We start from the raw sequence: 22,277 nt of genomic DNA, 5'->3' as shown, positions 1-22,277 counted from the left end.
GGCTCATTCATCTCGACGGCCCCTCCGTGCCGATGACCTCGGCCAGCATCCGCGCCCAACGGCCCGCCACGATGCCGTAGTGATCGGTGTCGAGCCCTTGCCAGCTCTGCAACTGCGGGAGCAAGGCCTGCCAGTTGCGTTGCAGCTCTTCCAGGTTCCAGTTGTTGCCCAGCCCATAAGGGTTGGCGTGTCCGGCGATGAACATCCACACGGGTGTGGCGACCAACGCAGGGGGCAGGAAATCGACCATGCTGCTCATATTGTTGCGGCAGCACACCGTCAGCCGCTGCAGATAAGCCTGGCGTTCTTCGGACATCGTCTGCCCTTCGCCGTCGGGCCAGCGCTGGGCGAACTCACGCTGGAACACCTGCTCGATGGTCTGCTCATCGATATCGGCCAGTTCCGCTCCAGCATCTGGCGCAGGCGGATCGATCAGGTACAACAACGGTTGCCTGAAACCGTCTGCCTGGGCCTGATGACACAGCGCCTGTGCCACCCAGGCTCCGAACGACCAGCCCGCCAGACGCCAGGCGCAGCCGTCCGGAAGGTGCGCCTTGATGGCCTCCAGATACAGGCGCGCCCGCTCGACGATGCTGATGTTCGCAAGCTGCGGCACGCGTAACGCAGGATCGGCGATCACACACACGCCAAGATCCGCCGGCAGCGCCGAAACCAGTTCCCGATAGGCCTGAACATCGCCGCCCACCGGATGGATCAGATACAGCCATTCACGACCGGCACCGGCATGCCACTGATCGATCCGCACCGCGTCGTTCCAACTGTGCGACGCATCTGCTGAGGCCTCTGACGTGGAGTCTGCCACCAGTTCCAACACCTCGCCCAGGCTGACCTTGTGGCTGAACTGCGACAGCTGGAACACCTCGCCGGTGGCCGCTTGCAGTTCATCGATCAGGTCCAGCAAGGTCAGCGAATCCGCCCCCAGGTCGTACAGCGAATCATCGTCCCCAAGTTCAGCGACACCGAGCCACTTGCACAGGCACTCACGCAAGCGCGCGGAAAGATCCACGCCCTTCGGCACGTCTACCTGCGCGACAACAGCGCCATGGCGAACCGGATAGAAGCGCCGCGCCGCGTCGAAATCAGTAGTGGAAATCAGCAATTGCGGCAACTGCGCGGCCATCGCCAGATCGAACACCCGACAACCCTCTTCCGCCGACAATCCGACCGTCAGATGCTCCTGATGCGCAGCGTCCCCGCCGTTGCTGGTCGTGGCCATGCCGATGTCACGCCAGATGTCCCAGTTGATGCCCAGGCGCAGGCAAGCATTGGTCGTGTCCGGACGGTAATGCGCAAAGCCATCGAGCACGCCGTTGGCCGCCGAATAATCCAGATGCCCCGCACCGCCGAACACCGCCGACATCGATGAGCAATACACAACGAAGCCCGGCGCGAGCTGTTCGATCAGGCTTTCGACCGCCAGCATGCCGCGGGTCTTGGCCGCCATCGCTTCGGCCATCTGCCGGGGGTCGCGATGGCGAATCAGACTGCCTGCGCCGACACCTGCCGCATGAATCACCCCGGTCAGTTGACCGTAGCGTCGGGCCAATTGATCGAGTACCTGCGGCCAGCGTGACAGATCGGCGATATCCGCCTGAAGGCAGTCGATTCGCGAGGTGTATGCCACCAGATTTGCAGGCAGCTCACCTTGGCGGGAGAGCAGCACCACACGCCGTGCTGGGGCCTGCAACAGATGTTCGCAAAGGGTTCGACCGATCCCGCCTGTGCCGCCCAGCACCAGAAACGTGCCGTCTTCCGGCAACAGGCTGGAGGTCGTCGCACTCGGCAATGGATGAGCGATCAAGCGTGGCTGCCACAAGAAACCGTCGCGCACCGCCATCCGCCGAGGCAGCGTCGTCGGGTTCCCGAGCAAATTGGCCAGTGTCCCGGCCTGCGCATCGAGGTGCGGCGATGGCCAGTCCAGCCAGTGACAACGCACCGGGTATTCCTGGGGCACCACTTCGGTAACCCCGGCCAGCGCCGCCAGCTCGGGACGTCGGACCTCGCCATCCACCGGGCAGGCCTGCCACGACATCAACCACAGGCGCAGACGCATCTTGCGTGCGGTTTGCCCCCACGCCTGCATCAGCGCACTGACCGTGTCCAGACAGGCCCATTGCGCCAGATCCAGCGACGGCTCGTTGACCGCGCCGGATACCGCCAGCGGCAAGGTGTGCAGCCAGTCGAGTTCACCGGTTTCAGATGCTGTGACCTCGCTGAGCAAACGGCCCAAGGCTTCGGTGTCCAGCGGATCCAGTTCAAAACAATCTGCGCCGAGGTGCTTGAAACCATTGCCCGCACGCACTTGAATCACACGTCGATAAACCCCTCGCAAAGGCTCCAGCAATGCCGCGCCGGGCGCTTCATGGCTGCAAAGGACCAGCGTTTCTCGCTTGGCATCCGATGCCTTCACGCTCAGACGCTGGACGCGCACCCACTGCCGCTGGTGAAACCACTGCGCCAGCGGTTGCCGCTCGATGCCTGCCGAAACAGGGGCAACGATTTCGTCAGCGGATTGAAAGCGGTAGGTCTGAAGATCAAAAGACGATGGCGACAAATCCCAGGGCGGCGGTGCCGAGCGCTGCTGCCACTGGATATGGGCACCTTCGTACCAGGCCTGCAGCAATGCCTGGGCTGAATGATCACGGGCGATCAATTGTCCACCCGGTGTGGTGATTTCCTTGATCGTCGTTGGCTGCAAGGGAATTTCGTCACCCGGTTGGCAGACCATTGCGAAGCGCCAGCGCAGTTGCCGGCGACCTGACTGCAAGTGCCGCAGCAAAGCGGTGTGCTGCTCTGGATGCGCTTGCAGATACGTTCTGATCACCGCGATATCGCGCAGCAGTTGTGCTCGGCTATGGGCCGAGATCATCAGCAGAGGCAGCGTTTCCTCGGTCACGTCCTGCTCCTTGGGTGCAGCACCGACAATCACATGGGCATTGGTACCGCCAATCCCGAAACTGCTGACACCCGCCAGACGCCGCCGCCCTTCCGGCCAGGGCCGCGACGTGGTCGGTACGTAGAACGGCGAATGCTCCAGCTCGATCTGCGGGTTGATCCGTCCAAACCCAAGGTTTGGCGGCAGCACGCCATGGAACACCGCAAGGCTGGCGCGAATCAGTCCGACCACCCCCGCCGCCGCTCCCAGATGGCCGATCTGGCTTTTCACCGAGGCCAGCGCGCAACGGCCGGACGGTGCGTCACCAAAGGCCTTGGTCAACGCCGCGACTTCGATCGGGTCCCCGAGCAGCGTGCCGGTGCCGTGGGCTTCGATGTAGCCGATGTCTGCACCGGTCAACCCGGCGCGGCTCAAGGCTTCGCTGATGACCGCACTCTGCCCGGCCACGGACGGCGCGGTGTAGCTCATCTTGGCCCGGCCATCGTTGTTCAGTGCAGAGCCTTCGAGTAACGCATAGATCCGGTCACCCTCCGCCCGCGCCCTGGCCAACGGCTTGAGCACCACCACGCCATAACCGCTGGCGCCGATGGTACCGCTGGCATCGTCGCTGAACGGACGGCACAGGCCATCGGCGGAGAAGATGTGCTGCGAGCGATGACGGTAGCCATCGCTCAGGGTCGGATCGATCAATACGCCGGCGGCCAGCATCACGTCACTGTCGCCCTGGCGCAGCATCGAACTGGCCATGTGTACGGCGATCAACGAGCTGCCGCACGCCGCCTGCACGCTCAGGGCCGGGCCGTTGAGGTCCAGATGATACGCGGCCTTGGTTGCCAGAAAGTCCTTGTCGTGATGCAGCGCCATCTGGAAACCGTCCGGCAAATCGCCTTCGCGGGTCTCGCGCAGCATCTGCTGGAAGTACGTGGTTTCGCCGCAACTGGCGATCAGGCCGATGCGCGGGCCGTCCGCCGACGGGACAATCGCCGCATGTTGCAGGGCCTGCACACAGCCCATCAACAGATGCCGCTGTTGCGGATCCATCAGCCGCGCTTCCTGACGGCTGATGCCGAAATATTCAGGATCGAAGTCGAGCATGCCGGCCAGTTGGCTGCGGGCGCCGACCAGACCTTCTTCGGCGGCGAAACGTTCGATGCCCAGCCCGTTGCCCTGAACCATCGCCCAGAACTCGGACAGGTTCTGCGCCCCGGCCACGTTGACCGACATGCCGATGATCGCCATCGGTTGATGGCCTGCATCGGTCTGCCGGACACGCTCCACCGCTGCCCTCGAGGCCGTCGACAGGTTCATCGCCAGACGCCGTACCGTGACGTGTTCGAACAGATCGGCCATCGTCACCTTGTGCGGCAGCTCGTCGGCGTAACGACCATGCAAACGCATCAGGCCGAGGCTGGTGGCGCCGGCCTCGAAGAAAGTTTGTTCCGGCTCGATGTCACGACCGATCACCTCGCGGAACAACTCGCTCAATTGTCTTTCCAGTGCCGTCAATTGCACCGGCGGTTGTGGCGTACGGCGCCGCTCCAGCGCCTCGCCCAGCGCCGGCAAGGCCTTGCGGTCAATCTTGCCGCTTGGGGTGCGCGGCCAGACGTCGATCCTTCGGTATTCATCGATCCGCACATGGGCCGGCAGACTCTGCGCAACCTGACGATCCAGTTGTTGCGCTGTCGCAGGTTCACCGTCGAGCTGCAGCCACGCGATCAGGCGCGCAGGTTCGGCCTGAACCGCCACCACCGCATTGACCACTTGCGGCATCTGCATCAGCGCCGCTTCGATCTGCCCCAGTTCCAGACGATGACCGCTGAGTTTGATCTGCTGGTCATCGCGTCCCAGATAGTGCAGACAGCCCCGGGCATCGGCCCACGCCAGATCGCCGGTGCGATAATGCAAGCCCCCCTCTTGCAGCTCGACAAACCGCGAGGCGTTCAGCGCAGGATCGGCCAGATAACAACGGGCAACCATCGGTCCCGCCACCAACAGATAACCACGACAGCCATTGGGCACCGGGCGATCAAACTCATCGACCAGCACCAACCGGGCATTGCCGACGGCGTGGCCGATCGGTGCACGCAACGGCCAGTCACGGGGCACCGCAGGCAAGCGCAAGGCGCTGACCACGTGGGTCTCGGTCGGGCCATAGTGATTGAACAGCGAAGCGTGCGGCATTGCGCCGAACCAGTGGCGAAGCGCGTCGGTACACAGCAATTGCTCCCCGGCGGTGATCACTTCGCGCAATGCCGATGGGTAAATGCCACGGGCCACGGCGGTTTGCGCCAGATGCTGCAACGCCACGCAAGGCAGGAACAACCGTTCGATCCGCGCCTCGACCATGTAATCCAGCAATGCCTCGGCATCCTGACGCCAACGCGGTGTGATCAGGTGATAGCAGCCGCCCCCGCACAGGGTGCTGAAAATCTCCTGAAACGACACATCGAACGACAGCATGGAGAACTGCAGGGTCACCGACTTCGCCGGCAACTGCCCTTCGTTGCGCTGCCATTGCAACAGGTTGCACAGGGTGCGCTCCGACACTTGCACACCTTTGGGCGTGCCGGTCGAGCCAGAGGTGAACAGCGTGTACAGTGGTCGTTCGCCGGCATGACGCGGGCGCTCGAACGGTCCGGCATCGGCTTGCAGATCGACCCGGTGCGCGGGGAACCGTCCCGCGTTCAGACCTTCCAGCACCGCGGCGGTCGCCTCGTTGAACAAAACGCAAAGCGGCTGCGCCTGCTCCAGCACCTGACGCTGGATCGCCGTCGGGTAAGCGGGATCCAGCGGCACGGCGGTCAGGTTGAGTTTGGCCAGCGCCAGCAAGGCGATGATGTGTTCCACCGAGGCATCGAGAAACAGCACCACGTGCAGCGGCGCGCTTGCGGCCGGCAACGGATGACGCTCGATCAATGCAGCCGCCAGGGAATCAGCCAGCACATTCAACTCAAGATAAGTGAGATGGCGCTGACCTTGAACCAGCGCCGTGGCGTGCGGTGTGCAATGCACCTGGTGCTCGAACCAGTCTGCGAGGGTGTTGAACGGCAGCCCGGCTTCCGGCCCTTCACTGGCTGCCGGCAGACCGCGTCGATAAGGGCCAAGCAGACTGTCGAGAGTCGCCATGGGGCTTTCCAGCAACAGATCCAGCCCCCGACGGAACAACGCATTCACCGTGCTCATCTGTCCGGCATCGAAATGGCTGCATTGATATTCCCACCAGCATTCCAGCTGCGAACCGCTGCCCACCATCAACAACGTGAGCGGGCACTTGGCGTGCAGATGCTCGTTGAATTCCAGCGTGGCGTGCAGGTTCGAATCGGCCAGGGCAGCGTAATCGGTGTTTTCCAGCACAAACATGAAATCGAACAGCGCGGCACTGGAAGACAGCCGCAGGTCTTCGACCAGATCCGCCAGCGCCACGTCCTGCAGTGCCAGCACCTCGCGCACGACACCGGTCTGGCGCTGCAATTGTTCGCCCAGGGTCAGTGCGTGGTCTACGGCAGCGGGAATCAGCACAGTGTTGGCAAACATGCCGACGCTGTCCTCGAATTCCGCCAGCGGCCGATTGGCCACCGGGCTGGCGATCCGCAGCCGCTCGCCTCCGGTCAGGGCGTACAGGCTCCAGGTGAAGACACTGAACAGCACCTCGAAACGGGTCAGCCGCTGTTGCGTGCAGAACCGTTCAAGGGCCGCACTGCGCACCGCCCCAAGGGGTTCGCGGTGCAACCTCGCGTCCGGGCTGACTGCGCGCATCGGCATCAACGCGGGGGACGGTTCTTCCCGTTGCCGGTGCAACTCGGCCAGGGCGCGACGCTGGGCGCGGTAATGCGGCTCTACACTCCACTGCCGCTGCCACTGAGCGAACTCCAGCGTCGTCAGGCGTGTCGATGGCTCCGGGCTGTCGAGACCTTGCACTGCGTCCGCGTAGAGCTGCATCAAATCGTCGAACAGCACGTTGACCGACCAGCCATCGACGATGATGTGATGCAGGTTCAGCAACAACCGACAACTGCCATCGGTGAACGGCAACAGCCAGGCCTGAAACAGGTTCGGTGTGGTCAGGTCGAACGGCGCAGCGAAGACCAGCTCCGCAAAGGCCTTCCAGTTGTCGTGGGTACAGTGCCCGAGCGCAAAGGTGCGACAGACCGGCCCCTGCTCGGCAATCACCTGATCAAGACCATCGGCCCCCGATGCGAACGCAGTACGCAGGCCCGGATGACGCCTCACCAGGCGGTCCACGGCCTTGCCCAGTGCCGCGACGTCGACGCCGGGCGCCAGATGCAGAATCAGAGGCACGCTGTAGGCGGTCGAGGTCGGCGAACGTTGCTGCAACAGCCACAAGCGTCGCTGTTCAGCGGTGGCGGGCAAGCGGCGGGCGCCACTGCGCGAGGGTGCAGGTGGATAGATCGAATCGCGATGCGTCTCGGCGACCAGTCGCTCGGCCAATGATGAGAAAGACTCGTTGAGCAATGTGTCGAGGGCCATCTCGCACTGCCAACGGTTACGAATCGCCGACCGCAGGCGCATGGCCTTGAGCGAATCGCCGCCGCTGCCCAGCCAGTCATCCTGTGCACTCAGGTTCGGTTGACCGAGCAGCGAGCGGACCTGATTCAGCAGCCAGCCCAGCGCTGGTGAAGCATGATCGTTTTCCATGGCGGTTACCGACGGGTGCCATGGGCTCAACGGCTGAGCCAACAAGGCGTCGCGATCGATCTTGCCATTGGCGGTCAGCGGCAGACGCTCCAGCAGGAACAACTGATGCGGCCGCATATACGGCGCCAGTTGCGCCCGCAGATGGGTTTCGAAGGCGTGATAGTCCAGCTCTGCGCGAGGCACGATGAATGCCAGCAACTGGTGATCCTCCGCCGCTTGGCGCCGGGTGCAGACGTACACCTGCGCCACGCCGGGATGCTCCAGAATCCGTTGCTCCACTTCCCCCGGCTCGATGCGGAAACCACGAATCTTCACCTGACGGTCGATCCGGCCCAGGTACTCGATCAGACCTTCGGCATTGGGCCGCACCAGATCGCCGGTGCGGTAATGTACGTGCGCGCCGCCGTCGATGCCGGGCAATCGCACGAACTGGCGGGCGGTTTCCTCAGGCCGGTTACGGTAGCCTCGGGCGACGCCGCTGCCGCTCAAATACAGTTCGCCCACCTCTCCCGCCGGCACCGGACGCTGCTGCTCATCCAGCACCTGCACACCGGTGTCCGGCAGCGGTCGGCCGATGGGCGCCAGGTCGCCGGCAAAGTCGCGGTCGATCGGCCAGCACAAGGCAAACGTAGTGCATTCGGTAGGGCCATAGACGTTGTAGATCCGGCATCGGCTTTCGGGATTCGCCCGGTACCAGGTACGGACAGCGGCGGCGCTGATCTGCTCGCCGCCGATCAGCACCTGACGCACGCTGGAAAAGCACGACGGCCATTCAGCAATCAGGGTGTTGAACAACGACACCGTCATGAACAGGTTGTCGACTCGCGTGCGCTCCAGCACCTCGGCCAGACGGCGGGCATCCAGCACGTCTTCGTCGGCGATCATCACGCAGCAACCGCCGTTGAGCAGCGGCGCCCACAGCTCGAAACTGCAGGCGTCGAATGCCGGGTTGGACAGGCAGGCAAACCGGTCCGCTGGACGAATCTCGATATAGCTGTCGGTGTGCGCCAGACGTAACAGACCACGCTCGCCGACTTCCACCGCCTTGGGAATTCCAGTGGTGCCCGAGGTGTAGAACAGGAACATCACCTCGGCGAATTCGTTGGCCAATGCTTGCGGCGGACAATCCGGCTGGTCGAGCAAGGCTTCGACACTGGACTGCCACAATGAAGGCGACCACTGAGGTTCTTCGTCCAGGGTAATCAACCCCACACACGCCGCATCCGCCAACATCAACTCCCGGCGTTTGCGCGGACTGGCACGGTCCAGTGGCACAACCACGGCGCCGATCTTCAATGCGCCGAGAATCGCCGCCAGCCATTGCCAGCAACGCGGCATGCACAACGCCAGCGACTGACCGGGCTCGACGCCGCGTGTGCGCAAGCCTCGGGCAATGCGCTCGCTGGCGCTGGCCAGTTCCACGAAAGTCAGGGTCAGTGCCCCGTCGACAATGGCCGGGGCATGCGGATTACGTTGCACCTGTTCGGCAAAACGCGCGAGCAATGGCATATCTTTGGCTGCATTCATCATTTCGCCTCCTGCGCGTCGAAGCGTTGCAGCTCATGACGAATGATCTGCGAGACCCGATGGATTTCCGCACTTTCGAGCATGTCCCAGTGCCCGCCGCTGACCAGTTTTGCCAGGTAGCCGCTGCCGGCTCGACGCCGCCAGAAACCGCGCAGTTCATGCAACCGCTGCCGGCTGAAATCTTCCCGGGCCTGAATCAGCACCACGCGACCGGCACGCGGCGCGCACTCATAGGCGGCCATGGCCAGACGGTTGTGGTTGTAGATATGGAAATAACGCTCGACCTGGGCGTCTTCGATGCCGGGGTACATGCCGTTGAAACGCACCAGTTTGTCGCGGAACTCGGCCATGTCCACGGTGCCGATCTGCTCGCGGAAACCCGGATCGTCGCTGCCCTGGGTGTCGAGCAGCACCACGGTCACCTGTCGATGTCCGGCGGCCGTCAAGCGTCGCGCCATTTCATAGGCCACCAATCCTCCGAACGACAGGCCGGTGAGGATCAGCGGTTGCGCCGCCAGCGGCTCGATCAGTCTCAGATAGGCTTCGGCCATCGCTTCAACCGTCGGTTCGGTGCTCTCCCCCGGATTCAGTCCCGGCGATTGCACCCCGTAAACGCCGGCCTCATCCGGCAGAACCTTGGCCAGCGACAGGTAACAGAACGCCGTGCCGCCCGCCGGGTGAATGCACACCACATTGCGCTGCCCCGCACCACGACGGAACTCGATCAGGTTGCCCTGCGCCACCGCCGGGTTGGCCCCGACCCGCAACCAGCCGCCCAGCGCCTCGATGGTCGGGTAGCTGAGCACCACGCGCACCGGCATTTCCACCGCGAACACCTGGCTGATTTCGTGGGCCATCTTGATGGCGGCGATGGAGGTGCCGCCGACATTGAAGAAGTTGTCGCGAATGCCGATCTGCGGCACCAGCAGCAGGCGTTTCCAGATCTGGTACAGCGTCAGTTCGATGTGGTCGCGCGGGCTGCTGAGGTTGACCTGACGGTTGACCCTGTCTTCATCCGCCAGCGCCACCAGCGCGGCACGATCGACCTTGCCATTGGCGGTCAGCGGCAAGGCATCGAGCCACAGGTAATTGCCGGGGACGACCGCGCGCGGCAACGTCTGCGCCAGATGAGCCTGTACCGCCGCCTCATCCATGGCTCCGGCGACCACACAACAGGCCACCAGTCGCTGCTCTTGCGCCGCTTCGCCAACCATCAGCACCACGGCACTGCGAATGCCGGGAAATGCCTCGAGCCGGGCTTCGATCTCGCCCAGTTCCAGACGCACGCCGCGCAACTTGACCTGGAAGTCGTTGCGCCCGAGAAACTCCAGCTGGCCATCCGGGCGATAGCGCGCCAGATCACCGCTGCGGTAAAGACGATCGCCCGCCACGAACGGATTGTCGATAAAGCGCTCGGCACTGAGCTGCGCCAGCCCCAGGTAACCCCGGGCAACACCGACACCACCGATGTGCAATTGCCCGGTAACGCCCACCGGCACCGGCCCATCGCGCTCGTCGAGGACATAAAAGCGGTTGTTGGCAATCGGCCGGCCAATCGGCAGTTGCCGGGCCGGGACTTCGGCGCCGGGCTCCAGCGTCCAGACGCTGTTGATCACCGTGGTTTCGGTCGGGCCGTAGACGTTGTGCAGCCGTGCATGGGGCAGACGCTCCTGAAAACGTCGGGCCAGGGCGGGCGGCAGTTCACCGCCACCGCTGAACACATCGGTCAGCGACGTGCACCGGCTGACCTCGTCGACCTCCAGAAACAGCTGCAGCATGGCCGGCACAAACACCAGCGCCGTGACCCTTTGCTCACGCACTTCACGCGCCAGATAGGCCGGTTCGTAATGGCCGCCGGGCCGCGCAATCACCAGCCGTCCGCCGGTTGCCAGCGGCCAGAATGTCTCCCAGGCCGAGGCATCGAAACCGAACGGGATCTTGTGCAGCATCGCCCCTGCTTCACCGCAGACCTGCAAGCACCACAGCAGCAGATTGCTCAGGCCCCGGTGAGCGACCATCGCCCCCTTCGGCAGACCGGTGGTGCCGGAGGTGTAGATCACGTAGGCAAGATGGTCGGGAGTGACGCCGACACTGCGCGGATCGAGGTTGTCCGCCGGCAACGACGCCCAGCTCGCGGCATCTTGTTCGAGGTCGAGAATCGGCGCCTCCCAGGTCGAACCTTGTATGGCCTGACGCAAAATCCCGTGCGCCGAACCGAGGGTCAGCAGCACCGCAGGCGTGCTGTCACCGAGCATGTGGCTCAGGCGCCCGAGCGGATAGTCCGGGTCCAGCGGCACATAGGCACCACCAGCCTTGAGCACCGCCAGCAGAGCCACCGGCAATTCCAGCGAGCGCTCGATGCACACCGCCACACGCACATCCGGGCCGACACCCAGAGTGCGTAAATGCCGGGCCAGACGATTGGCCCGGGCATTGAGTTCGGCGTAGCTCAGGGATTGGCCCTCGAATGCCACTGCGCAAGCCTGAGGATTGCTCGCGACCTGCGTTTCGACCAGCTGGTGTACGCATTGCGCCGGTTGCATCAGCGGCTCGGTGCGGTTGAAGTCGACCAGCACCCGTTGACGTTCGGCCTCGTTCATCAAGGGCAAGGCATTGATCGGCTGCTTGGCGTCGGCGGCGATCTGTTCCAGCAGATGACGGTAGTGCCCGCTCAGGCGTTCGATGGTCGCAACGTCATAGAGGTCGGTGTTGTATTCCACCAACAGGTCGAGCCGGCCTTCCCGCTCGACCCACTCGAACGCCAGGTCGAACTTGGCCGTGGCGCTGCTGGTGCTGTACGGCGCCAGCGCCAGACCGGGCATCTGCACGCCGCTGCCGGGGGTGTTCTGCAACACCAGCATCACCTGGAACAACGGCGAATGGCCGGGATCGCGCTGCGGGTTGACGGCCTCGACCACACGGTCGAACGGCACGTCCTGATGAGCGTGAACATCGAGCATCTGGCTGCGCACGTCGCGCAGCAGCTCGGCAAAGGTCTGCTGCGGATTCAGGCGCTGGCGCAGCACCAGCGTGTTGACGAAATGGCCGATCAGCGGCTCGACTTCCGGACGGTTGCGGTTGGCGAACGGCGTGCCGATGCACAGATCCTGCTGGCCGCTGTGGCGCCACAGCAGCACCGCCAAAGCGCCCAGCAATACGTTGAACAGCGTGCCCTGGGTCTGCCGGGCCAGCGCCGTCAGCTGGCGCAGGGTGCCGCCATCGACGCAAGCATTGAACGTGGCGCCGACGTAACGCTGCACCAGCGGTCGCGGCCGGTCGGCGGGCAGGGTCGACAACAGCGGCGCGTCGTCCAGGTTACGTCGCCAGTAATCGAGCTGAGCATCCAGCGCCGCACCACCCACGCGGTGTTGCTGCCAGCAGGCGTAATCGGCGTATTGCACCGGCAACGGCGCCAGGCTCGGGGTCTCACCACGCAGGAAGTCGCCATACAGCGTGGCGACTTCCTGCAGGATCACACCCATCGACCAGCCGTCGGCAATGATGTGATGCACGCTGTACAGCCACAGGTATTCGTCATCCGCCACACGCAACAAAGACGCGCGCAGCAATGGCCCGATGGCCAGATCGAACGGCGCCCGGGCGTCCTGCTCGACGGCGACTCGCACTTGCTGCTCACGCTCCTCGGCAGGCAACGGGCGCAGATCCGTCACCGACAACGACAGCGGCATCGACGGATGCACCACCTGACGCGGCTCCCCCTCGACGTTGCAAAACGTCGTGCGCAGGACTTCGTGGCGGGCAACCAGTGCGTTCAGCGCCCGCTCCAGCAGCGCCACGTCCAGCCGACCCTTCAGCGTCACCGCCGTGGGCACGTTGTAGAACGGGTTGCCGGGCTCCAGTTGATCGAGAAACCACAGTTGCCGTTGCGAAAACGACAATGGCCAGTCCGCGTGCTCGCCGGCACGACGAGCAATCGCCATGTCATCCCCGCCACCGAGCAGGGCAATCAGTGCCTGCTTGTGGCGCTTGAGCGCCTGGGTCAGCTCTTCAGTGAGGAACCCGCGAGGCGCCTTGCAGCGCAACTTGTCGCCATCCACCTCGAGCACCACGCCATGGCGAGCGAACAACGCCAGCAATTGATCGGCATTCATACTTCGAACTCCTCCATGTCTTCGTCGTCCAGGCTTGCGGTCGCAGGCTCGATGGCAAAGGCCTCGACCGTTGCGCGGTACTGCTCATCGGCCGTGCGCCGTCCGCCGATCATCGAGTAGATCAATTCATGACTCGGCCCGAGGTCGAACAGCGTGGTCAGTGGCTGCTCCTCGACCGAGCCGATGCCGCACAGACCCAGGCCGTGTTCGACGGCGGTCATGCTCAGCAACTGCGCCATGGCGCCGCTTTCGATGTGGCAGAAGTCGCGGCTACGCTCGCCATACAGCGGGCGGATCGCGGCCATGTCGGCGATGAAGAACAGCGAGAATGCGGCGTTCTCGTACACCGGGCGATTGACGAAATAGTCATAGGTGTCCGGGTCGAGCAATCCGCTCTGGAGGGCCAGCAAACGGTGCTGGCGAGGGTCGTAGTAATACGCGCCACCGGGCACGCCGAGCACGCGATCCGGCTTGACGTAGAGATACGCCTGAATCGGGTACAACCCGCCCGCCGACGGGAACTGGTACTTCACCTCCCCGTCGAGTCGCCCCTGCGCCAGTGCGGCCAGCAGATGCGCAAAGGCCTGGGTGGTGATCGGTTGCGGATCGTATTGACGCACCGAGCGGTAATCGCTCAGACGCCTTGCGAAAGCCGGATCTTGCGGCAAGTCCAGTGCCACCTCCGGCAAGGCTTGAGCGAAGGCACGGCGACCACGTTGCTCAGCCTTGAACTGCGCCCGCTGCTGTGGATCCTCGATGATGTCCTGCGGGGTCTCGCAGATCTGCTGAACATTGCCGAGCAGATCCTGCCGCGCCCGGTGCTGGCGATACATGCCAAGCAGATGCAGCAGCGTCGGCTGGGCCAGCAGTTGCGCCACGTGCGGGCGGAACTGCAAGGCGCCGGACAAGGCGTTGCTGATCCTGACGATATCGATCGAGGTCGCGCCCAGGTTCAACAAGTTGGCGCTGGCGGCGATGGACTCGCGTTTGAGCACGCCCTGCACGATGTCCACCAGTTGCTGTTCCTGCGGGCCCTCGACTTGCAATGCAGGCCCTTGCTCTTCGGCTTGTGCCGGCTCCGGCAGGCGCTTCTTGTCGACCTTGCCGTTGGACGACAACGGCCACGCCTCGACGAAAGTGAACGATGACGGAATCATGTAGGCCGGCAGCTTGTCCGTCAGGTAGTCGGTGAAGTCACCGGCCTGCAACGCCGGATCGGCCTTGAGCACGTAACCCGCCAGACGCTTCTCGCCCAGCGTGCTGCCCAGAATCCGCACCACCGCACTCTGCACGCCGGGATGGCGATTGAGCGCGGCTTCGATTTCGCCCAGTTCGATGCGATAGCCCTGCACCTTGACCTGATTGTCTTCGCGCCCGAGGAATTCGATGTTGCCGTCAGGCAGCAAGCGACCAAGGTCACCGGTGCGATACAGCCGTTCGCCAGTCAATGGATGGTCGAAGAAACTGCCGGCACTGAGTTTTTCATCGCGCCAGTAACCCTTGGCCAGACCGATGCCGCCGATATAGAGCTGACCCGCGACCCAGGTCGGACGAACCTGCAACGCTTCGTCCAGCACGTAGAAGCGCTGATGATCGAGAGCCTTGCCGTAGGGAATGCTGCGCCAGGCCGGATCGACGTGCGTCACCGGATAACAGATCGACCAGATCGACGCCTCGGTGGCGCCGCCCAGGCTGATCAACTGCAGGTCCGGCTGCAACGCCCAGGCCCGTTCGGGCAAGGTCAGGGGAATCCAGTCGCCCGACAGCATCGCCACCCGCAGGCTGGCGGGCAATGCACCGCCCTCGCCCTCCACGTACTCGACCAGCATGCCCAGCAGCGCCGGCACCGAATTCCACAGGCTGACCTGATGACGCTTGATCAATGCGAGCCAGTGCGCCGGATCGAGGGTCAGTTGCGGGTCGAGGATGACCACTGCCGCGCCCACCGCCAGCGTGCCGAAAAAGTCATAGACCGACAGGTCGAAACTCAGCGAGGAAATCGCCAACACCCGGTCATTCGGGCCGACGGCAAAACGCCGGTTGATGTCGAGCAGCGTGTTGACCGCACCGCGATGATCGATCACCACGCCTTTCGGCTGGCCGGTGGAACCGGAGGTGTAGATCACGTAGGCGAGATCGCTTTCGTTTACCTGTACCGGTTGCAGTGGCAGGACTTCGTTCGGGACTTCATCGGTCACCGCCATGGCCGTGACCTGCGTCGGCCATTCGATCCTGTCGAGCCATGCCGGTTGGGTCAGGGCCAGACTCGCCTCGGCCCGCTCCAGAATATGTTGCAGCCGTTCGGCTGGCTGAGTCGGTTCAATCGGTAGGTAAGCGCCGCCGGCATAGAGAATCGCCAGGGTCGCGACCACTTGCTCCCAGCCGCGCTCCATCACCACCGCCACCAAGCGGTTCGGCACCACGCCCTGCACTTGCAGGCGGGCGCCGAGTTGTCTGGCCTCATTGCGCAACTGGGCGTAGGTCAGCTGTCGCGCTCCGATCACTGCCAGTGCGTCCGGCGTGGCCAGAGCCTGGCGTTCGAACAGTTCGTGCATCAACGGCAATGTCTGCTGACTGTCGACCGGTGCCGGCAACCGCGCTTGCGGCAGCAGTCGAGGCGTATTCGCGCTCCAGGCCGCCGGCTCGCAGAGGCTGTCGAGCAGCGCGTTATAGGCCACGAACATCTGCTCGATCATCCCTTGCGGGAACAGTTCGTCGATGCTGTCCCAGTTGAACAACAGCCGTCCTTCCAGCTCCAGCAAGGTGTGGTCGAGCCACACCTGTGGCGTCTGGGTGATGCTGTGCATGTGTCTGGCGTTCAATGCGTCCGCGAGGTTGAACTCGGCCAGTTCCGGCGCGGCTTCCGACAGCGTGCTGTTGAACACGATCGGCATCGCTGTCTGCTGCACGCCCCGGGCCTGGGACAATTCACGCAGCACCCGCACACCGCTGACCACCGAATGGTCGATGTCGCGCCACAGTTGCGCCTGCACGGCGCGGGCCTTGTCGGTAAAGCTCCGCGTGCCATCGATGCCGATTTCCAACAGCACCAGCGAGGTGAAGTCACCGATGATTTCGTCGACATCCGGGTGCAACGGCATGCGGTTGAACAATGGCAGGCTCAGGGTGAAGCGCGGTGTGCGGCTCCACAGTGCCAGCACTTCGCTGAACGCGGTCAGCAGCATCACCGACGGCGTCACCGCAAACTGCTTGGCCACGGCTTTGAGCTGCGCCCACTGCGCCGCCGACATGTCGCGGTCGCGGCGGGTAAAGTGCGGGTTGGCGATGCTTTCGGGCTGGCGCACCAGCGGCAGGTCCGGCGCCGGGGCCAGAGTGGTCACCCGCTCGCGCCAGTAGCCCAGCGCCTGCTCGTAACGGCGGCCGTTGCGCAGCTGCTGTTCGGCCAGTACGTAGTCGCGGAAAGTCAGGCCCGGTTCCACCAGTACCAGGGTCGGGTCGACATAGAACGCCATCAGTTCGCGCGCCAGAATCTGCGTACTCGCCGCGTCGACGATCAACGCATCGAGGCTGATGTGCAGATGCGTGATGCCATCATCGAGCAGCGACAGGCTGAACTCGAACAGCGGCCAGCGACTGGCGTCCAGCACCTGATGGGACTGGCGTTCACGGGTCGCTTGAAGCAGGCGTTGCGCCTCTTCGACGGGCAGACCGCGCAGGTCACTGCGGGGCATGCGATAGGTCGGCACCTGCGCCAGCACCTGTTGCGTGCCGTCACTGAGGAAGATCACACGCAGCATGTCGTGGCGCTGGATCATGCGATTCAATGCCCGTTCGAAACGCTCGGCGTCGAAGTCGGGAATACGCAGTTCTTCATAGCCGTGGGCACTGACGCCGCCGAGGCTGACCGTGGCTTCGCGACCGAACCAGTAGGCCTGCTGGATATCGGTCAAAGGGAAGGGTTCATGCCGATGCTCGCGATCCGGCTCGATCCGGATGAACGCCGGTTCAGCGCTCTTGTCATCACGCAAAATCTGCGCCGCCAGATCCCTCAACACGGGCATCTGGAACAGGCTGCTCAACGACAGTTGCGCACCCATGCGCTGGTTGATCGCGTAGATCATCCGCGTCGCCAACAGTGAGTGACCGCCGAGGTCGAAGAAGTTGTCGTGGATGCCGACCCGCTCGCACTTGAGCACCTCGGCCCAGATCTCGGCCATTTGCCGTTCGGTGTCGTTGCGCGGCGCCTCGTAAGCCGCCCCGGCGCTGCGCTCCGGCGCCGGCAGCGCCTGTCGGTCGAGCTTGCCGTTGCGGGTCAGGGGCAATTGCGAAAGCCGGACCCAGGCACTCGGGATCATGTGTTCGGGCAATTGGCGTTTCAGTTCGGCACGCAAAAATTCGCTGGTCGCGGTGCCGACCACATAGGCCACCAGACGCTTGTCCCCGGCCACGTCCTCACGCAGCAACACGGCGGCTTCCTGCACCCCGGGCTGTTGCTGCAACAGGCTGTCGATCTCGCCGAGCTCGACGCGGAAGCCGCGCAACTTCACCTGATGATCGATGCGTCCCAGGTATTGCACGTTGCCGTCGGCCTGGAATTTCGCAAGGTCGCCGCTGCGGTACATCCGCGCACCCGGCTCGTCGCTGAACGGGTCCGGCAGGAAGCGTTCGGCAGTCAGGTCCGGACGGTTCAGGTAGCCCCGGGCCAGGCACGCGCCGGCGATGTACAACTCGCCCGCCACGCCGACCGGCACCGGATTCAGATGCTCGTCCAGCACATACAACCGCGCATTGGCGATGGGCCGGCCAATGGGCGGCCTGTCCGGCCAGGCCTCGGCATCGCCGCAGTCCAGGCTGAACTGGCTGACCACATGGGTTTCGGTCGGCCCGTACTGGTTATGTAACTGCGCGCCGCCGAGCCCACGGACAAAACCACGCAGCTCGTCATTGATCTGCAGGGCCTCACCGGCGGTGATGATTTCGCAGCCACCGGCCGGCACAGGTGCATCGGCTTCGGTCAGGCCGGCGAGTTGCTGCAACACGGCGAATGGCAGGAACGCCCGCTGCACGCCTTCGGCCACCAGGGTCGGACGCAGCGCGGCGAGGTCCTTGCGGCTGTCCTCGGTCATCAGCAACAGGCTGCCGCCCTGGCAGAGGGTGCTGCAGATTTCCTGAAAAGAGACGTCGAAGTTCAGCGAGGCGAATTGCAGGACGCGCTTCGGTGTTGCGGCTTGATCGAGCTGCCAGGTGATCAGGTTATCCAGCGCGCGACGGTTGTGGGCCACGCCTTTGGGGCGTCCGGTGGAGCCTGAGGTGTAGAGCACGTAACCGAGGTGTTCCGGGCTCACCGCAACTTGCGGATCATCCGCCGAGTGTCGGGCCCATTGCGATGCGTCTGTGTCCAGGCAGCAGATCTGCGCCTCGTTCGCCGGCAGCCCGGCCATCAGGCTCGATTGCGTCAGCAGCATGGTCGGCGCGGCATCGCTGAACATGAACGCCAGACGCTCGCCCGGATAGGCCGGGTCGAACGGCACGTACGCCGCGCCGGCCTTGAGGATCGCCAACAGGCCGATGACCATTTGCGGCGAGCGTTCCAGGCACAGGCCGACGCGATGTTCGGGGCCGACGCCCTGTTCGATCAGGTAATGCGCGAGTCGGTTGGCAGCTCGATTCAGTTCGCCGTAGCTCAGTTGCTCATGGTCGGCGAGCAGCGCCACAGCATCGGGCGTTTGCCGGGCCTGGGTCTCGAATCGCGCCATACAATCGGGCAGTGAAGACGTATCGCGTAAGGTGCGATTCCAGTCATGAACGATCTGCCGGTATTGTTCGGCGCTCAGCAGTTTGATCCCGGCCAGCGACTGCTCGCTGTCCTCGACCATCTGCGTCAGCACCCGTCGCAGGTACTCGCCGAACTGCTCGACGGTTTCGCGCTCGAACAGGCCCGAGGCGTATTCCAGACCACCGACGATCTGCCCGTCACGCTCATGCAACGCCAGTTGCAGATCGAACGTGGCCACGTGATGACTGCTCTCGATCGGAGTGACATCAAGCCCGCTCAACAACAGATCGGAATCCTGATCCTGCTCCCACGCAAACAGCACCTGAAACAACGGACTGTGGGCCAGGCTGCGTGGCGGGTTGAGCAACTCCACCACTTGCTCGAACGGCAGTTCCTGATGTTCCTGAGCGCCCAGCGCAACCTGCCGCGCCTGTTGCAGCCATTGCGCCACCGAGGGTGTGCCGGACCGGGTCATGCGCAGGGCCAGGGTGTTGACGAAGAATCCGATCAGCCCTTCCAGCTCCTGTTGCGGGCGGTTGGCCGACGGCACGCCGATCACCACATCGTCCTGCCCCGCCAGGCGCGACAACAGCAGCGAGAAACCGGCCAGCAAGGTCATGAACAGCGTGGTGCCTTGCTGCATGCCCAAGGCTTTCAGGCCTGCGGTCAGGGTTGGGTCGAAGACCAGCGGCACAAATCCGCCGAGGTAATCCTGCACGGGCGGACGCTTGTGATCGGTCGGCAATTCCAGCAACACCGGGGCGCCCGTGAGGGTTTCACGCCAATAGCGGTTTTGCTGTTCCAGCACGTCGCCGGTCAGCCATTGCTTCTGCCACACGGCGTAATCCACATACTGCACAGGCAATGGCGGCAGCGGATCGTCGCGATCCTGTAGCGCGGCTTCGTACAGTTGTCCCAGCTCGCGGGTGAGCACGCCCATCGACCAGCCGTCGGAGATGATGTGGTGCTGAGTCAGCATCAGCACATGATCGTCCGCCGCCAGTCGCGCCAGACTTACGCGCATCAGCGGGCCACGGCTCAGGTCGAAAGGCCGGGCGCCCTCCTCGTCGATCAACCGGGTAAGACGCTCTTGCGCATCGGGCCCTTGCAGATCGGTTACGGTCAGTCGAAGGCTGTGCGCAGGCGGTGAAACCTGTTGCCGCCCTTCCCCTTCAACGGCGATGAACGTGGTACGCAGCGCCCCATGGCGTGCCACCAGTTGATTGAAGCTGCGCTCAAGCGCCGCCACGTTCAGAGGACCGCGCAAGCGCAGGTTCAGCGGCATGTGATACGCCGCGTTGCCCCCCTCCATTTGTGCGATGAACCACAGGCGTTGCTGGGCAGACGACAACGTTTGCGCGCCCGCTCGTTCAAGGGCCGTAATCGCCGGACGAGCCGCAGCCTGACTGGCTTGCAGCCGTTCGGCGAACTGCTTCAGAACGGGCGCGGCAAACAACGTCGAAGGCGTGACTTCCAGCCCCAGCGTATGGCGAACCTGCGCCAGCACACGCATCACCAGCAGCGAGTGACCGCCGAGGGCGAAAAACTGATCTTCACGCCCCACTCGCTCAACACCGAGCACTTCAGCCCAGATCGCGGCGAGCGCGGTTTCCAGCGAGCCTTGCGCAGGCTGGTAATCCTGCTGGTCGAAGGCGTCGACGTCAGGCGCCGGCAGACTCGGTCGATCAACCTTGCCGTTGGCCGTCAGCGGCAACGCCTCCAGTCGCACGAATGCAGTCGGCACCATGTAATCCGGCAGACTGTTTTGCAGCTGTTCACGCAGGGCACCCGGGCTCAGCGTCGAGCCTGGTTTTTCGCAGTAGTAGCCGACCAGTCGCGGTTCACCAAGGCCGTCCTGACGCAGCAACACCACGCTTTCACGCACGCCCGCAATGTCCGCCAGCCGGGTTTCGATTTCTCCCAGTTCCAGACGCAGGCCGCGCAATTTGGCCTGGGAATCGTTGCGTCCCAAGAACTCCAGTTGGCCGTCGGCCCGATAGCGCGCCAGATCTCCGGTGCGATAAAGGCGTTCACCCGCCACGAACGGGTTGTCGATAAAACGCTCGGCAGTGAGTTGCGGCAGGTTCAGATAACCCCGCGCCACACCGACACCAGCGATGTACAGCTCACCCGCAGCCCCCTCGGTAACAGGCTCGCCCTGTTCGTCGAGCAGGTAAATCCGAGTGTTGGGCAGTGCCCGGCCAATCGGCAGGACGCCGTCGGTGCGGCTGCTTTCGGTGAACTCGAAACAAGTGCTGTCGATGCTTGCCTCGGTCACGCCATAGGCCTGGACGATTTGCACCTTGTCGCCGCACAACCTGCGCAGTTGCCGGGCGCTGTGAGCGGTCCAGATGTCCGAGCCGCAGACCACGGTGCGCAGGAACGACAGGTCATGACCGCTCTCTTCGACCCACGCCAGCAAGGGATTGAGCAGCGCCGGCACGAAGTCGGCAAAGCCGATCTGCGCGTCTCGCATCAAGCGATACAGGGCCGGCGGGTCCATCAAGGTGTCCCGTGGGCACAGCACCAGCGTGCCGCCGAACCCCAGCGCGCGGATCAGGTCGGCGCTGAACACATCGAAGGAAAACCCGGCCATCTGCAGGTGATTGACCGGCTCGCCCAAGGCATAGAGCTGCGCCCAGGCGGCGCTCACGGCGATCAGCCCGCGATGCTCGACCATCACGCCTTTCGGCTTCCCTGTGGAGCCCGAGGTGTAGATCACGTAGGCCAGGTGCCGGGGTGTCAGGCCTGTCTCGTGGGGATCAGGATTCTCGGGTGACTGTGAAGCCCAATGTGTTGAATCGCCCAGATCAAGCACCGTGGTCGATTGTTCGAGCGCAGCCATCAGGACATGCCGCGCCTGACCATGGGTCAGTACCACCGGCGTCGCGCTGTCGGCCAGCATGTGCGCCAGCCGCGCCTGCGGATACGCCGGGTCCAGCGGCACGTAGGCGCCACCGGCCTTGAGCACCGCGAGCACACTCACCAGCATCTGCGGCGAACGCTCCAGACAGAGTCCGACCCGCACGTCCGGTCCGACCCCGAAACGGCGCAGGTAATGAGCCAGGCGATTGGCCCGGCGGTTGAGCTCGCGGTAGCTGAGCGCCTCATCCTGCCAACGTACGGCAATCGCCTCGGGGGTACGCAGCACCTGCGCTTCGAACAGACCGTGCACACACAGATCGGTATCGAACGGAATCGAGGATGAAACGTCGGGCTGCGCAGGATTCGTCCCACGCAAGGAAGTGTTGTCGAACATCGGAGGCTACCGTCCATGACTGCTTTATTGTTGTGATCAGGCAGGGGCGCAACGCACCCTGCCAGTCAG

Annotated in this window: 3 protein-coding genes; all 3 read right to left on the bottom strand. The window is 63.9% G+C overall.

Annotation, left to right across the window (positions count from 1 at the left end):
• Positions 1 to 7: 7 nt before the first annotated feature.
• Genes ACK6BI_RS22405 through ACK6BI_RS22395 form a run of 3 tightly spaced genes read right to left on the bottom strand, consistent with a single transcriptional unit; the run spans position 8 to position 22,208 of the window.
• Positions 8 to 9,103 (bottom strand): amino acid adenylation domain-containing protein, encoded by a 9,096-nt coding sequence (locus ACK6BI_RS22405; RefSeq protein ID WP_409318766.1) that lies wholly within the window; start codon positions 9,101 to 9,103, stop codon positions 8 to 10.
• Complete coding sequence (locus ACK6BI_RS22400) at positions 9,100 to 13,212, bottom strand: amino acid adenylation domain-containing protein (protein ID WP_409318765.1); 4,113 nt, start codon at positions 13,210 to 13,212, stop codon at positions 9,100 to 9,102. Before ACK6BI_RS22400 ends, ACK6BI_RS22405 begins: the two co-directional genes overlap by 4 nt.
• On the bottom strand, positions 13,209 to 22,208 hold the full coding sequence (locus ACK6BI_RS22395) for an amino acid adenylation domain-containing protein (RefSeq protein WP_409318764.1): 9,000 nt from the start codon (positions 22,206 to 22,208) through the stop codon (positions 13,209 to 13,211). Before ACK6BI_RS22395 ends, ACK6BI_RS22400 begins: the two co-directional genes overlap by 4 nt.
• Positions 22,209 to 22,277: the final 69 nt, after the last annotated feature.

This window comes from Pseudomonas sp. KCJK9016 (assembly GCF_046231795.1).
GTDB classification, from domain to species: domain Bacteria; phylum Pseudomonadota; class Gammaproteobacteria; order Pseudomonadales; family Pseudomonadaceae; genus Aquipseudomonas; species Aquipseudomonas bananamidigenes.
Note: the sequence above shows the minus strand (reverse complement) of the source record. Positions and strands in the feature narration are given on the sequence as shown.